Origin of the sequence: Bradyrhizobium sp. WBOS08 (genome assembly GCF_024585125.1) — a bacterium.
GTDB classification, from domain to species: Bacteria; Pseudomonadota; Alphaproteobacteria; order Rhizobiales; family Xanthobacteraceae; genus Bradyrhizobium; species Bradyrhizobium japonicum_B.
Genome location: NZ_CP028988.1, coordinates 5,616,412 through 5,631,018, shown reverse-complemented (window position 1 = coordinate 5,631,018; position 14,607 = coordinate 5,616,412). Strand labels below are relative to the sequence as shown.

The window sequence follows — 14,607 nt, the reverse complement described above, 5'->3', positions numbered from 1 at the left end:
ATGATGGCCAGAGCGCTTCAATATCGAATTCATGGGAACCGGCTGCTGATCGGCCGGTAACCCGGGCGATTCCACATCGCCCGGGCGCGGCACCTCAAGGTTCTGAACCAAACCGGGAGTTCTCCATGTCGGTATTTTTAGCACTGTTCGTCCTGACTTCATGGATCATGTTCATCTGGATTTGTGATCCCGACGGATTCCGCGCGGCATTTGCTCGGCGCCCGCCACCGATCCGTGATGTAAGAGATTGACGTCGGAGGTGCCTTGTCGCCTCGCGCCCCAGTGCACATCGTTGCGTTCAAGCGCCACGCGATCGCCTGCACGTCTCGCGGCGGGTCCGCGCGATCCGGCATCATAAGCCGTTCCCCCAAACCAATCGAATTGCCACAGCCGGTAGCGCTTTGCCGCCACCGCTGGCCAATATGAGGTCCTGACATGAACATCGTCGCTGCGACGGATTTCTCGACACGCTCACATCGCGCTGTGCGGCAAGCGGGTCTGCTGGCTCGCGCCCGGCATGCTGAGCTGCATCTTGTCCATGTGGTTGACGATGATCGACCGCCTGATCTGGTCCACATGGAAGAGCGCGAGGCACATCGGGTCCTGATCGAGCAGATCGGAGCCGTACCGGAACTGCGCGATATTCGCTGTCATCCGACGGTCATCAAGGGCCATCCCGTCGATGGGATATCGCGCGCCGCCGCGGCGGCCGGCGCGGATCTCGTCGTCATGGGCGCTCATCGCAAGCAGTTTTTGCGCGATATGGTCACAGGTACCACTATCGAGCGGGTCATTCGCGGAGGAAAGTATCCGGTGCTGATGGTGAACAATGAGGCGCAGCGGCACTACGAGCGGGTTCTGGTGCCGGTCGACATGTCCGACACGTCCGCACAAGCAATTCGCGTCGGTCTATCCACCGGGCTGCTTGAAGATGAAGGGGCAACGCTTCTGCATGCCTTCTCGCCTATGGGAAAGACGCGGCTGATCAGCTCTGGCGCGAGCACCGCCGTCATCGATGGATACGTCGAGAGCGAGCGGCACAGAGCGGCGGAGGAACTGAGCGCCTTTCTCGTGACCAATGGGTTCGACATGCGACGATGGTCGCTTCGGGTTGGCGAAGGCGAAGCGGTGCAGGTTATAACCCGTGCCGTCGAGGAGAAACGGCCTGACCTGCTGGTGATGGGCACGCACAGCAGATCCGGCTTGCTGCGGGCGTTGATCGGGAGCGCAACGGAAGAAGTCCTGCGTTCCGTGAATGTGGACGTCCTGGTCGTGCCTCCCGTCGAACTCCGAGCGTCGAATCCGGACGATCGGTCCAGGATCGAAGCCGCAACCCGCACCTGAGGCTTGCGCTTGATCACGTCATCGTGCGCCGATCAGATCGTCCGCGATCTCGGGGACATTATGACTGAAGCCGACTGTGCCGGTCGCGCCCGCCTCCGCAGGTTTCATCCGGCACGGTCGCAGTGCGTGCGCATCGATGCGGACAGTCCAGCTCAGTTCCGCTTGTTTGGCTGGCTGCGCGTGATTTTCGGTGGGTCGCTCGCGGGAAAGGTCTGCTGCAACTGCCGATCCAATTCCTCGTCGAGTTCCCGCTTTTCCCGCTGCTCCGATGTTTCATCATGCTTTGGCATTGATCAATCTCCGCGTCGCGCTTTGGTGACCGGCTGACCGTCGCTGGAGAACTCCGTCTCCAAGACTTTGGTACCGCAAAAAGCGAGCGAAATTGAGGATTCTGCTCCAGGTCGGCTTGGAAGCGCCTGCGGAGATCGCTCGAGGCGAAGCTTAAGGGAACTGCCGTTCCCCTTGCTTGCAGCAGCTTACGCCCTTCGCATCAGCTTGAGCGACGCCGCCAGCCGCAGGCTGCGCTTCCCCGCCAGTGCGATGCCCTCGAGCTCGCCGCTATCGGCCGTGCATGTCCCGCAGAAGCCGATCCCGACCTCGAAGCCGCCGAACACGGGGTTCTCACCCTTCGCTGGCGTGTGCTCCTGGTTCAGCATCTCGCCCTTCCAGCGGCCATCTGCCGAGGAATAAGATCCGAGATAGTAGAAGAACGCATCGCCGCCGAGGATGCGGCCGTCGATCAGCAGCATCACGCCGGAGAGACCGGCATCGACACCGTCGAGCGCGCGCAGGCTCATCCCATGGAGCCCGTCGGCGATCCGCTACCAATCGTGCCGCGAAGCTCACGGGCAGAACGTCATGAGATCCTCGCCACAGCGAAAGCGCCATCGTATTCCCGGTGAATGGCGCGTCCATGCCGGTCCTACTGCTCCGGCCTGAAGCCGGACGCCTTGATCGGCACAGCCCAGCGTTCGATATCCTCGCGCTGAATGCGGGCAAATTCCTCGGGCGATGTACCGGTCGGCCTCAGTCCGATCTGCGCAATGCGCGCCTTGACGTCGTCCTCCTGGACAATCCGCGCGATTGCACCGCTCAGCTTGGATACCGTCGCGGCCGGAGTGCCGGCAGGTGCAAAGAACCCCCACCAACCGCCACCTTCGATGTCGTATCCGATCTCCCTGAACGTTGGAACATCTGGCAGGAATGTCGATCGTTGCACGCCGGAGGTCGCCAGCACGCGTATCCGACCAACCTTGTGCAACTCGGCCAATTCATTGGTCGACAGGAAGACGATGGGGATCTGGCCACCCATCAGGTCGGTTAGGGCGACCGTGCCTCCCTTGTAGGCGATGTGCTGCAGCGGCACGCCGGCGGCCTTCGCGAACATCAATCCGAAGAAATGGGGAAGCGTGCCTGCGCCCGGTGTGCCGAAGTTCGCCTTGGCGGGGTTTGCCTTCAGCCAAGTGACGAGCTCGGAAATGTTGCTGGCGGGAATCTTCGGGTCGATGCAGATGCCGAAATCAAAGGTGGCAATCTGTGAGACCGGCGCGAAGTCCTTGACCGGATCGTAGTCGAGGGCGGGATAGACGCTTTGATACACCGCCATTGGCGCTATCGGAGTGGCCAGCAGCGTGTTGCCGTCCGGCTCGGACGTCTTGACAGCCTGCACGCCGAGGCGGCCGGCGGCTCCCGCACGTGGCTCCACGATCACCGGACGTTCGAGCACCACGCCCAGCCGATCGGCAACCAACCGGGTCAGGACGTCGCCGGACCCTCCTCCGGCAAACGGGTAGATGATGCGAAGGGGCGTGGTGCGGTTCTGGGCTGTGAGAGGCTCCAGCATCAGCACAGCGAAGCCGGCGACCGCGAAAGCAATTCGGATGAACCGCATGTTGGTCTCCCTCCTGATCAGAAGCGGGTTCACCTTGGTCCGGTTCGGGGTATACCGGGAAGCTCGATTATCGGATATGGCTATCAGAAAACCAGATAGGAGGCCGGATGGACGATCTGCGCCTGCGGCGGCTGAAGCTCCGCGATCTGCACATTCTCGACGCCGTCGCCGAAGCCGGAAGCATGGCGAAGGCTGCGCCACGGCTCGGCATGTCGCAACCCGCCGTGTCGCGCGTGGTATCCGACATGGAGCACCTGCTTGGCGTGCCCCTGTTCGATCGGACATCGACGGGCGTGGAGTTGACGAGATTCGGCCGGGCGCTGCGCCGCCGCACCAACATCGTCACCGACGAGCTCAAGCAAGGCCTCGGCGAGCTGGCGTTTCTGGCGGACCCGACGCAGGGCGAGATTCGTATCGGCACGACGGAACCCATGACGGCGCTGACGGCGACGATCATCCAGAACATCTCGGAGGTGTATCCAAAGATCAGGTTTGTCATCAGAGCGGACGATACGCTGGCGCTGCATGAGAGGTTGCGTCAGCGCGAGATCGACATCGCAGTGACGCGAATGGCGGCAGACTTCGACCGTTACGAGGATCTGACCGGAGAGGCGTTGTTCGAGGACGAGCTTGCCGTGATCGCGGGAAAGCACAATCCGCTCGTGCGCCGCAGGCGCCTCACGCTGCGGAGCCTGATCAGCGAGAGATGGCTGCTCGGCCAGCCGGCAGCCTCGTTCCTGCGTCCCTTCATCGAGGAAGCCTTCCGGACCGAAGGACTGGATGTGCCGGAGGCAACGGTGACGTGCGGCTCATACGCGATGCAGATCAATCTGCTTGCGGCCGGTCGCTTCCTCGCGATCCTGCCCAGGGCCGCGCTCCGCTATCCCACGCCGCACCCGACATTGGTTCCGCTTCGCCTGCGAATGCCGACGACGCGCCGGCCGGTCGGCCTGGTGCGGCTGACGCATCGCCATGTGAGTCCCACCGTCAGCCTCTTCACCCGCGTGGCGCGTGAAGCGGCTGCGAAAATGCGATAAGGCGGCATTGCGTCCCGTCCGCAATTGGGCCCCGGAATGATATTCATCCAGTCCCGCTTCGATGTTCGCCTTTTGCCGATAAACGGCGCGGTCTCGATGAGGACGCGTCCTACGCCCTTCGCATCAGCTTGAGCGACGCCGCCAGCCGCAGGCTGCGCTTCCCCGCAAGTGCGATGCCCTCGAGCTCGCCGCTCTCGGCCGTGCATGTCCCGGAGAAGCCGATCCCGACCTCAAAGCCGCCGAACACGGGGTTCTCACCCTTCGCCGGCGTGTGCTCCTGGTTCAGCATCTCGCCCTTCCAGCGGCCATCTGCCGAGGAATAAGATCCGAGATAATAGAAGAACGCATCGCCGCCGAGGATGCGGCCGTCGATCAGCAGCATCACGCCGGAGAGGCCGGCATCGACGCCGTCGAGCGCGCGCAGGCTCATCCCGTAGAGCCCGTTGGCGATGCCGCCCTGCCCGATCGTGCCGCGCGGCGGCAGCGCCCCATCATCGAGCCGGGTGAGATTGGCCCAGAAATGCGCGCCGGGCATGGTGTCGGCGCCGCCCTGCAGGCGGATCTGGTCGCCGTGAAGCCGGCCGCGCGCCCCGATTGAGGCGACGTCCGCGCCCATCAGCGGCTTGTAATTGGGATCGACATTGTGCCGTTCGGTAATGACCTCGGCGACGATCTCGCCGCCTTGCTCGGCATAGGTGCCAAGATGCGCGAAGCCCGAATTGCCGCCCAGCATCTTGCCGTCATGCAGGCACATGATGCTGCGCCCGAACCCATCGTTGACGCCGTATTCAACCTTGTAGAGTCCGTCCAGCAACGCAATGAGCCCACAACATCGGAAAAGAGCCGCGCGGGGCTACCTAGCATTGCCGCCGCATCTCGGCCACCCGGCTTTTGCGCGCGGGGGCATTGCGGGTCGGCCACGAGGATCTGCCGTCCCCCTTGGGGGCCGGATTTCGCTAATCCGCACCCAACGATTTCAAGGACTTGGCTACTGTGCATGGGGTTGTTTTCGCACTTTTTGATGCCGCGAGGCTCTTCGGGCATCAATGCCGCTTGAAATACTGCACCTCGCGCTCGTGCTTCTCGGCGGCCGCACGGCTCTTGAAGGTGCCGAGATTGCGACGCTTGCCGGTCTTGGGATTCACCTTGCGCGAATAGAGACGATATTCGCCTGATGCCAGCTTACGGATCATGATCCGCGCTCCGTTGTGTCTTGATGTCAACGACATACGCGCGACAGAGGTTCCGTCGCGTGCGGCTCCGGCAAATCTAGGGCTCCAGTCCCGATTGGCGCAGCACGGGAACGACCTCCGGCGAGGCCAGATAGCGCAGCAGGCGGTCGGCGGCGCCGGCTTGTTTGGCATTCGCCATGCGGCCGGCGGAGAATACGGCCGGCGTTTGCAAATGGTGCGGGATCGGGCCGACCACCTCGATGCCGTCGACCTGCTTCAGCTCGCTGATCTGCTGCACGGCCAGATCGGCCCCGCCGCTGACGAGGCGCTGCGCCGTGAACCCTTGCTCGACGATGGTGGCCCTGGCGTTGATCTCGGCTGCGATGCCCATCCGTCCGATCAGCTGGGCGAAGTAGACGCCGCTCGCGCCCAGCCGCGAATAGGCGACGGACCGCGCCGCGAACAGCGACTTGCACAGCGCCGCTTCATCTCCGATGTCGGGATGCGGCTGCCCGGCCCGCACGGCGATGCCGACATAGGAGCGCGCCAGATCGGCCGCGCCATCGGCAAGCACGCGGCCCTCCGCGATCATTTCGTCGAGCCCTTCGCGGGTGAGGATGACGAGATCAGCGGCCTCGCCGTCGCGCAAGCGCTTCAGCAGGGCAAGGGTCGGCGCGAAGTCCGCGTCGACATGGATGCCTGTTTCGGCCTCGAAGGCCGAGGACAGGCTCCGCATCGCGCCCATCAGGCCGAGCGTCGACAGCATGCGAACCTTTTCCATGTGGCTTCCCGTCACGATCAGCCGCGGTGCATCAGCTTGAGCGCGGCGGTCAGGCGCAGGCTGCGCTTGCCGGCAAGCGCAGCCGCCTCCAGCACCGCCTCTTCCGCGTCGTAGCGGCCGGAGAAGCCGATGCCGACCTCGTGGCCGCCGAAGATCGGATCGTCCTTGGCCGGCGTGTGCTCCTGGTTGAGGATCTGGCCCTTCCAGCGGCCGTTCGCGGCGGTGTAGCTGCCGAGATAGTAGAACGAGGCATCGCCGCCGAGGATGCGGCCGCGGTTGAGCAGCATCACGCCGGTGAGGCCGCCGTCGAGACCGTCGAGCATGCGCAGATGGATGGAATAAAGACCGTCGGCGATGCCGGCTTCGCCGATGCCACCGGCGATCGGCACCTCGTCGTCCGTGATCGGCGTCATCACCGACTGGAAGGGAATGCCCGGCAGCTCCTTCAGCTCTCCCTTGAAGCGATAGAGATCGCCGTCCGCCCAGCCCTTGGCGAGCAAGGTGGCGTCGTCGATGCCGGCCATGGCGCGGTAGTTCGGATCGGGGTTGTGGCGAACGGTGTTGATCACGACGTCGACGCCGCTGTCGGTTTGCTCGTAAGTGCCGATATGGGCGAACGCCGAATTGCCGCCGAGCAACATGCCGTTGGCAGCATGCATCACACTGCGCCCGACGGCATCGCCGAGCTGAAATCTCACCTTGTAGAAGCCTTCAATCACCAGCCGTGTCCCCGGCCCTTGCGCGCATCCCAAGACATTCTATCGCGCTTTCGGCGGCAATGGAGAAGTTTCGCGCAGCCGAGCGCGGCAGGTCCGAGGACGGCCGTCATCCAAATGCAAAAATCCGCCGGAGCCATGCAGCTCCGGCGGATTGAGACCAACCCGGGCCAGCCCCCCAGCCCGGGCCGGGAGGATCTTAGGCCGCGGCCTTCTTGTCGGTCGGCACGGACGCGATCGTCTTCAGGATCTGCGAAGCGATCTGGTAGGGGTCGCCCTGCGAGTTCGGACGGCGGTCTTCCAGATAGCCCTTATAGCCGTTGTTGACGAAGGAGTGCGGAACGCGGATCGAGGCGCCGCGGTCGGCAACGCCATAGCTGAACTTGTTCCACGGCGCGGTCTCGTGCTTGCCGGTCAGACGCTTGTCGTTGTCCGGGCCGTAGACGGCGATGTGGTCCATCAGGTTCTTGTCGAAGGCGGCCATCAGCGCCTCGAAATACTCCTTGCCACCCACCGTGCGCATGTACTCCGTCGAGAAGTTGGCATGCATGCCCGAGCCGTTCCAGTCGGTGTCGCCGAGCGGCTTGCAGTGGAATTCGATGTCGATGCCGTACTTCTCGGTCAGGCGCAGCATCAGGTAGCGGGCCATCCACATTTCGTCAGCGGCCTTCTTGGAGCCCTTGCCGAAGATCTGGAATTCCCACTGGCCCTTGGCGACTTCCGCGTTGATGCCTTCATGGTTGATGCCGGCAGCCAGGCAGAGGTCGAGATGCTCTTCGACGATCTTGCGGGCGATGTCGCCGACGAACTTGTAACCGACGCCGGTGTAGTACGGGCCCTGCGGCGCGGGATAGCCGTATTCGGGGAAGCCGAGCGGACGGCCGTCCTTGTAGAAGAAATATTCCTGCTCGAAGCCGAACCAAGCGCCGGAATCGTCGAGAATGGTGGCGCGCTTGTTGGACGGATGCGGGGTCTTGCCGTCGGGCATCATGACTTCGCACATCACGAGGACGCCGTTGGTGCGCGCGCCGTCCGGGAAGACGGCGACCGGCTTCAGCACGCAATCGGAGCTGTGGCCTTCGGCCTGCTGGGTGGAAGAACCATCGAAGCCCCAGAGCGGAAGCTGCTCGAGCGTCGGAAACGACGCGAATTCCTTGATCTGGGTTTTGCCGCGCAAATTCGGAGTCGGCGTATATCCGTCGAGCCAGATGTACTCGAGCTTATACTTGGTCATTGAGCCTCTCTGTAGATGATGCGAAAGGTTTGGGGGCCCGGAGGCCCCTGAACGTTTTGTACCCGGCCATCATCGGCCGGCCCCTTACAAGCATTTTGCGTGCCAAAAAGCCGCAGATGCGGGCCGTTTTCCATCGTGACCGAGGTGTCCGCGGCGCGAGCAGACCGCCCCTGGCGACATGCGTCATAGCCGCGCACCTCTGCGTGAAGCTGCAACGCAAAATCCCTGCGGAAATCGCCCGTTTCTGCAGCAGGCGGCGCTTCCTCGGAAGTTTCCGATGAAACGCGCATCAACCGCCGGCAATTTTTGCAAAGTCTTCTGCCCCTTTGCCGCAACCTTTGGAATGGCCTCCGCGTTGGCCTTAGGGAAGCTGCCTTGGGGGATGCAGACCTCCAGCTGCCTACAAATTGAGCGGCAACTGATTTCCTTTTCAGCACTTTCCAATCCACGGGACGCGGCCGATATGGGGATTCCGGTAACCACAATCGAACGAGTCGGGCGCACCATGGAGGCCGATGCGCTTCGACCAAGGAGAATCGCAATGATGAACAATGGTCTGAGTCACGGATCGGCAACGATCTACCAATTCCCGGTCGGGGGCCGCGCAGCTCTCGCCGGACGCCGCTATGGCGAGACCCGCCTCCCCGCCGATCATGCCTCGCATCCCGCGAATGTCTCGATCTGCAGCGACAGCTGGTATCACCAGGATGCGGTCGACGACGCCAAGCCGAAATGGGATCGCTGATGCCTGTGCTCGGTTTGAAACCGCCGCGTTCGCGCAAGCGCCTGGCGGCAGTTGAAAAAGGGTCGAAACAACGATGTTTCGGCCCTTTTTGATTCCTGGGTGAACCTGCGCGGTTAGGACCATGCGCAGGCCGTCGCGGGGGACTTCAGAGGCTTGACCGTGGGCGCCGCCGGACTTGCCCGCAAGAGAAGGGCCTTGTGCCGGCTCGTGATCGCCCCCTGTAATGGATTCAAGGACGTCCCTCGCGCGTCCAATGGAACCATACCCGAAGCCGATCCCATGCAAGACTCCTCTCTGAGAGACTCCCCTGCCCGTCACCTGGCCCTGCAAGGCGCCAGCAATTTTCGCGATCTCGGCGGTTATCCGACCGCCGATGGCCGCACCACGCGCTGGCGCCACATCTTCCGCTCCAACCATCTCGGCCAGCTCACCGCCGCCGATGTCGAGATCGTCCGCGCGCTGGGCGTGCGAAGCGCCTTCGATTTCCGCGGGCTGGAGGAGCGCACAGCCGGCGTCTGCGTGGTGAAAGAGATCAATGTGCATTCGCTGCCGATCGAGCCGAGTGTCGTGGCTGCGCTGCGCGCCGAGATCGCGAAGGGGACGCTGACCGCGCCGGTGGCACTCGAGCTGATGCGCGAGTCCTACCGCAACTACGTCCGCCACCATACGCACAGCTTTCGCAGCCTGTTCGGCCATCTGCTGGAAGACCGTGCGCCGCTGGTGATTCACTGCACCGCAGGCAAGGACCGTACCGGCTTTGCCAGCGCGCTAATCCTGCATGCGCTCGGCGTGCCCGATGACATCATCGCCGAGGACTATCTGTTGACCAACCGTCACTACAAACGCGATGCGACGGCCGCCGCTGACCTGCCCGAGGATGTCCGCAACGCCATCGGCAGCGTCGAGGCCTCGTATCTCGCCGCGGCTTTCGAGGCCGTCGGCGAAGAATACGGTGATCTCGAAACCTACTTGCGCGATGGACTCAAGCTCGGCGCGGCCGAACGGACCGCACTGAAGGAGCGTTATCTGGAATATCCTGGGGCGGCCGCGGCGGGAGAGCGATGATGCAAGACAAGGCTTTGATCGTGACGGGCGCACGTGGCGCACTCGGCAAGGTGGTCGCCGAGATCGCGCAGTCGCGCAGAGCGCGCGTAGCTTGCATCGATCACGCGCCGTCGCAGATTCCCGCAAGTGCCGAGCGTATCGAGATCGGCGGCATCGACCTGTCCGACGCGATGCAGGCGAAGACGGCGGTGGATGTGGCAGCAAAGCACTTCGGCCGGCTCGATGTCCTGATCAACATCGCCGGCGGCTTCGCATTCGAGACCGTCGGCGACGGCGACGTCAAGACCTGGCAACGGATGTACGCGCTCAATGTCCTGACGGCGCTCAACACCTCACGCGCGGCGCTGCCGTATCTCGCCACTTCCGAGGCAGGCCGCATCGTCAACATCGGCGCCATGGGCGCGCTTCAGGCCGGCAGCGGCATGGGCCCGTACGCCGCATCGAAGGCCAGTGTGCACCGGCTCACCGAGGCGCTCGCCAACGAGTGGAAAGGCAAGGTCACGGTCAACGCGGTGCTGCCGTCGATCATCGACACCGCGGCCAATCGTGCCGACATGCCGAAGGCGGACTTCTCCAAATGGGTGACGCCGCAGGAACTCGCCGAGGTCATCCTGTTCCTCGCCAGCGACGCCGCGAGCGGCGTCACCGGCGCGCTGATCCCGGTGGCCGGGCGGGTCTAGGCGCGCGCCTTCCGATCACATCATCCTGCGCGACGGCTTTGATTCAATCGGACCACAGAAGGCTCTAGACTGCCGCAAGTGATTCTCCGATCGAACATCGCCCCCGGAACCTTGCTTTGGAAACCGCGCTTTACCTGCCCGTCAAACGCTTCCTCGAAGAGCTCGGCTTCACCGTGAAGGGCGAGATCGGCGGCTGCGACCTCGTGGGCCTCAGCGCCGGCGATCCGCCGGTCGTGGTGATCGGCGAGCTCAAGCTCGCCTTCAATCTCGAGCTGATCCTCCAGGCGGTCGACCGCGCGCCGGCCGGCGACGAGGTCTGGATCGCGGCGAAGATGTCGGCCCGAGGCAAGGGGCGCGAGAGCGATGCGCGCTATCGCAATCTCTGCCGCCGCCTCGGCTTCGGCATGCTCGGCGTCACCGATCGCGGCCAGGTCGAGGTGCTGGTGAAGCCGCCGACGGCAGCGCCGCGCCGCGAGCCGAAGCTGCGCTCGCGCCTCGTCACCGAGCATCAGCGCCGCCAGGGCGATCCCGTGCTCGGCGGCAGCACCCGCGCGCCGATCATGACGGCCTATCGGCAGCAGGCGTTGGCCTGCGCCTCCGCGCTGGCCGACGGACCGCGGCGCGTCCGCGAATTGCGCGAGCACTGTCCTGACGCCGGCAAGATCTTGCTTAACAATGTGTATGGCTGGTTCGAACGGGCCGACCGGGGAATCTACGGGCTCACCGAGGCCGGACACGCCGCCCTGAAACGCTGGCCGCAGCAGCGGGTTGAGGTCGATTCCGCTGTTGCGTCGCCGCCATGACACCCGACCGGTGCATAGCTGAGATGCCACACCAATTTCATATTGCAATGCAACATTGGCGGCACTAGGTATCCCGGCATCGAAACGAGGCCGTTATGAGCGCAGACTGGAATACCAAATATGGCACGCGGCGCGTGCGCCACGATCCGCCCACCCTGGACGAGGCGATCTTCGCCGCCATCGGCATCACCGACGACCAGGGGCAGCAGGCCGAGATCGCCGCAGCCTTGATGGGGATGCCGCTCGACGTCGTGCAGGCCGAGGTGAAGAAGCAGGCGCGCACCAACAGCCGCATCACTGCGACGCGCGTGATCGCCGGCGAACAGGGTGCACAGCGCTCCGTCGTGGTCGAACGCCGCGTCGTCCGCCGTTTCGGCAACGACAAGCGCACCGGCACCTGAGGCGTTCGTTTCACGGCTTTCGAAATACAGAGCGGACCGGCCATGCCGGTCCGCTCTTTGATTCAGCCTGCGATTTGAAGTCAGGCCGCGCGATTGTCGTACATGCTGGAGATGATCTTCCAGCAGGTCGAGTTGAGGCTGAGCAGCGCGCGTCCCGCCGCGAAGGGCGAAGCCGCGAGATCGGCAAGCTCTGCCTCGGGCGTCTTGGCAAGATCGATCGTGCCAGTCGATTCGCCCTGGCGGAAAGCCAGGTGCGCGCCGAACTTTCTGGCGAGCGCCCTCATCGCGTGATTGTCGGCGCCGGTCGTGATGCGCAGCTGCTTATAGCCCTTCCAGCGCGCCTCCGCGATCAGGCGGCGGAACAACGCGGTGCCGACACCCTGGCGCCGCGCCGAAGCTTCGACGCTGAAGGCGACTTCAGGCAAGGCGTCAGCCTCCGGCGGATGCAGTTCGGCCGCACCGCGGACCACACCGTCGACGATATAGGCAACGATCACGGTGCCGTCCTCGGCACAGCGGGCGGCGTAACGCTCGATGAAGCTGTCGTCGAGATAGCCATTGAAACGGTCGTGCCGGCTTGCGGCATCGAGCCTCAGCAAATGATCACGCAGGAGCGGCAATTCTTCCTGCTGGATCAGGGTCCGTACATAGCCCCGAGCAGTGCGGACGGTCTCTTCAAGTACCACGTCAAAACTCCTCTTGGTGACCCTCGAGGAGGCGTTCGAATCCCTAGGTCCCCTATATTGTGCATCGCAGCATCTTTTGCAAGACAGGGACCTGCCTAAGTTAAAGGCACGGGAGACGACTAATTCGTTAATGAAATCAAAGTCCCGTAGTCTTACAGGACCAGCTGGGTCTGGGTCACCACGGCTACCAGCTTGCCGTCCTCTGTCTCCAGGCGGGTGGTCCAGACCTGGGTCCGCCGGCCGCGATGGACCGGGGTCGCGGTGGCAAGGATCGTGGTTCCCTCCTTGGCCCCGCCAATGAAATTGGTCTTGCTCTCCAGCGTGGTCGTGCCCTTGGCGTCGTCAGGCAGATTGATCACAGTCGCCGCCGCGCCAACGGAATCGGCCAGCGCCATCACCGCCCCGCCATGGATGGTGTGGTGCAGCGTGCAGAGATCGGGGCGGACCGTCATCCGTGCCACCACACGGTCCTTCCCGGCCTCGATGAACTCGACGCCCTTGAGCTCGGCGAACGGCATCTTCATCGCTTTGAGTTTCTCGAGCGGCGTCATCAGATCTTCTCCCAATTCGTTGTTGTCTCAGCGTGAATTGCTTCACGCGGCAAAGCAATGACGTCCGAGGTAATGGCCGCTGGCGCTCCGCGGCAAATATTCTGGTGTCCCGGACGCGCTGCAACGCCACAAGCGCGTTCACGCGCGTCTTCGACGCGCTATGGCGTTGCTGCGCTGAGCCGGGACCCATCTCGCGACGGTTTCGGTGCGGCGTGGGCCCCGGCTCTGCAGCGCACCGCCAAGAGCGCTGCGCTGCCGTCCGGGGCACGAGACCTTACTCACGTCACCGCATTCACGACCTGATATTCCGGCCGCCGCCACAGCTCGCCTGCGATCACCTCCTCGATGATTTCGGCGGCACGGATGATCTCGCCCTCGCCAATGTACAGCGGCGTGATCCCGAACCGCATGATGTCAGGCGCGCGAAAATCGCCGATGACGCCGCGGGCGATCAGCGCCTGCATGGCGGCGTAACCGCCGCCGAAGGCGAAGGAAACCTGCGAGCCGCGGTGGTCATGCGCACGCGGTGTCACCAGCTTCAGGCACGGACAGCGGCGCTCGACCTCAGTGATCAGCAAGTCGCCGAGCGCCAGCGAGCGTGCGCGGACTTCGGCGATATCGACGCGGTCCCAGATGTCGAGCGAGGCCTCCAGCGCCGCCATCGCCAGCACCGGTGGCGTGCCGACGCGCATGCGCTCGACACCGCCGGCGGCTGCATAGGCAAGCTCGAACGCGAACGGCTTGGCGTGCCCCATCCACCCCGAGAGCGCGGCGCGCGCATTGTCGGCGTGCCGCGGCGCGACGTAGAGGAAGGCCGGCGCGCCCGGCCCGGCGTTGAGATATTTGTAGGTGCACCCCGCAGCGAAATCGGCGCCGGTCCCGGCGAGATCGACCGGCAGCGCGCCGGCGGAATGTGCGAGATCCCAGACCGTGACGATGCCGAGCGCGTGCGCCTTCGCGGTCAGATCCGCCATGTCGTGGCGGCGGCCGGTGCGATAGTCGACCTCGGTGATGTAGAGCACCGCGACCTCCTCCGACAACGACGCCGCGACTTGATCCGGCGCCACCAGACGCAATTGGTGACCCCGCCCGAGCGTCGCGATCAGGCCCTCGGCCATGTAGAGGTCGGTCGGGAAATTGCCGGTATCCGACAGGACGATCTTGCGCGACGGATTCATGTCGAGCGCGGCGGCGAGCGCCTGGTAGACCTTGAGCGACAGCGTGTCGCCGACCATCACCGAGCCGGCTTCCGCACCGATCAGCCGGGCGATGCGATCGCCGAGCTGGCGCGGCTGGACGTACCAGCCCGCGGTGTTCCAGGCGCGGATCAGCTCATTGCCCCACTCCGTCGTGATGACGCGGTTGACCCGTTCGGCAACGCCCGACGGCAGCGCACCGAGCGAATTGCCGTCGAGATAGATCACGCCGTCAGGCAGATGGAACAGAGCTTTGGTCTCGTCATAGACGCGATATCTGGTCATAGACATTGCTTTGGGCATTT

General features: G+C 64.0%; 17 protein-coding genes and 1 pseudogene. 7 read left to right on the top strand and 11 right to left on the bottom strand.

Annotated features, from left to right (window positions below; all coding sequences use genetic code 11):
- Positions 1–435: 435 nt before the first annotated feature.
- Complete coding sequence (locus DCM80_RS26445) at positions 436–1,344, top strand: universal stress protein (RefSeq protein WP_257194393.1); 909 nt, start codon at positions 436–438, stop codon at positions 1,342–1,344.
- Between the two features lie 152 nt (positions 1,345–1,496).
- On the opposite strand, the gene DCM80_RS26440 is transcribed toward DCM80_RS26445, so the two are convergent.
- The 3 genes and pseudogenes from DCM80_RS26440 to DCM80_RS26430 all read right to left on the bottom strand — a co-directional run bounded on the left by DCM80_RS26440 (position 1,497) and on the right by DCM80_RS26430 (position 3,235).
- Positions 1,497–1,634, bottom strand: a complete 138-nt coding sequence (locus DCM80_RS26440; RefSeq protein WP_257180295.1) for a hypothetical protein — start codon at positions 1,632–1,634, stop codon at positions 1,497–1,499.
- A 186-nt stretch (positions 1,635–1,820) separates the two neighbouring features.
- Positions 1,821–2,162, bottom strand: a pseudogene (locus tag DCM80_RS26435) (GrlR family regulatory protein); the annotation flags it as partial.
- A gap of 104 nt (positions 2,163–2,266) precedes the next feature.
- Complete coding sequence (locus DCM80_RS26430) at positions 2,267–3,235, bottom strand: Bug family tripartite tricarboxylate transporter substrate binding protein (protein WP_257194392.1); 969 nt, start codon at positions 3,233–3,235, stop codon at positions 2,267–2,269.
- Positions 3,236–3,342: 107 nt separating this feature from the next.
- Here DCM80_RS26430 and DCM80_RS26425 point away from each other — a divergent pair, with 107 nt between their 5' ends.
- A complete protein-coding gene (locus tag DCM80_RS26425; RefSeq protein ID WP_257194391.1) occupies positions 3,343–4,272 on the top strand; it encodes a LysR family transcriptional regulator in 930 nt (309 codons plus the stop codon).
- Between the two features lie 109 nt (positions 4,273–4,381).
- On the opposite strand, the gene DCM80_RS26420 is transcribed toward DCM80_RS26425, so the two are convergent.
- From DCM80_RS26420 to DCM80_RS26400, 5 genes are all read right to left on the bottom strand, one after another.
- Positions 4,382–5,086, bottom strand: coding sequence for a hypothetical protein (locus DCM80_RS26420; RefSeq protein WP_257194390.1), 705 nt, complete (start codon positions 5,084–5,086; stop codon positions 4,382–4,384).
- Between the two features lie 229 nt (positions 5,087–5,315).
- Positions 5,316–5,465: a hypothetical protein gene (locus tag DCM80_RS26415; protein WP_007609497.1), complete on the bottom strand. Its 150-nt coding sequence runs from the start codon at positions 5,463–5,465 to the stop codon at positions 5,316–5,318.
- Between the two features lie 76 nt (positions 5,466–5,541).
- Complete coding sequence (locus DCM80_RS26410) at positions 5,542–6,225, bottom strand: substrate-binding domain-containing protein (RefSeq protein WP_257194389.1); 684 nt, start codon at positions 6,223–6,225, stop codon at positions 5,542–5,544.
- A 17-nt stretch (positions 6,226–6,242) separates the two neighbouring features.
- A complete protein-coding gene (locus DCM80_RS26405; RefSeq protein ID WP_257194388.1) occupies positions 6,243–6,944 on the bottom strand; it encodes a GrlR family regulatory protein in 702 nt (233 codons plus the stop codon).
- A gap of 196 nt (positions 6,945–7,140) precedes the next feature.
- The gene (locus tag DCM80_RS26400) at positions 7,141–8,175 is read right to left on the bottom strand and encodes a glutamine synthetase beta-grasp domain-containing protein (protein WP_257194387.1); all 1,035 of its coding nucleotides are present in this window, start codon (positions 8,173–8,175) and stop codon (positions 7,141–7,143) included.
- 541 nt (positions 8,176–8,716) lie between these two features.
- On the opposite strand from DCM80_RS26400, the gene DCM80_RS26395 reads away from it, so the two are divergent.
- From DCM80_RS26395 to DCM80_RS26375, 5 genes are all read left to right on the top strand, one after another.
- On the top strand, positions 8,717–8,920 hold the full coding sequence (locus tag DCM80_RS26395; protein WP_028136764.1) for a DUF2735 domain-containing protein: 204 nt from the start codon (positions 8,717–8,719) through the stop codon (positions 8,918–8,920).
- Positions 8,921–9,214: 294 nt separating this feature from the next.
- Positions 9,215–9,985, top strand: coding sequence for a tyrosine-protein phosphatase (locus DCM80_RS26390; protein WP_257198067.1), 771 nt, complete (start codon positions 9,215–9,217; stop codon positions 9,983–9,985).
- Complete coding sequence (locus DCM80_RS26385; RefSeq protein ID WP_257198066.1) at positions 9,985–10,665, top strand: SDR family oxidoreductase; 681 nt, start codon at positions 9,985–9,987, stop codon at positions 10,663–10,665. The genes DCM80_RS26390 and DCM80_RS26385 overlap by 1 nt, the downstream gene beginning before the upstream one ends.
- 116 nt (positions 10,666–10,781) lie before the next feature.
- Positions 10,782–11,468, top strand: a complete 687-nt coding sequence (locus DCM80_RS26380) for a DUF2161 domain-containing phosphodiesterase (RefSeq protein WP_257194386.1) — start codon at positions 10,782–10,784, stop codon at positions 11,466–11,468.
- 95 nt (positions 11,469–11,563) lie between these two features.
- On the top strand, positions 11,564–11,869 hold the full coding sequence (locus DCM80_RS26375; protein ID WP_028136768.1) for a hypothetical protein: 306 nt from the start codon (positions 11,564–11,566) through the stop codon (positions 11,867–11,869).
- An 80-nt stretch (positions 11,870–11,949) separates the two neighbouring features.
- On the opposite strand, the gene DCM80_RS26370 is transcribed toward DCM80_RS26375, so the two are convergent.
- The 3 genes from DCM80_RS26370 to kynU form a co-directional block, all read right to left on the bottom strand.
- A complete protein-coding gene (locus tag DCM80_RS26370) occupies positions 11,950–12,555 on the bottom strand; it encodes a GNAT family N-acetyltransferase (RefSeq protein WP_257180305.1) in 606 nt (201 codons plus the stop codon).
- A 152-nt stretch (positions 12,556–12,707) separates the two neighbouring features.
- Positions 12,708–13,106, bottom strand: a complete 399-nt coding sequence (locus DCM80_RS26365; protein ID WP_028136770.1) for a PaaI family thioesterase — start codon at positions 13,104–13,106, stop codon at positions 12,708–12,710.
- A 278-nt stretch (positions 13,107–13,384) separates the two neighbouring features.
- Complete coding sequence (gene kynU, locus DCM80_RS26360) at positions 13,385–14,587, bottom strand: kynureninase (RefSeq protein WP_257198064.1); 1,203 nt, start codon at positions 14,585–14,587, stop codon at positions 13,385–13,387.
- Positions 14,588–14,607: the final 20 nt, after the last annotated feature.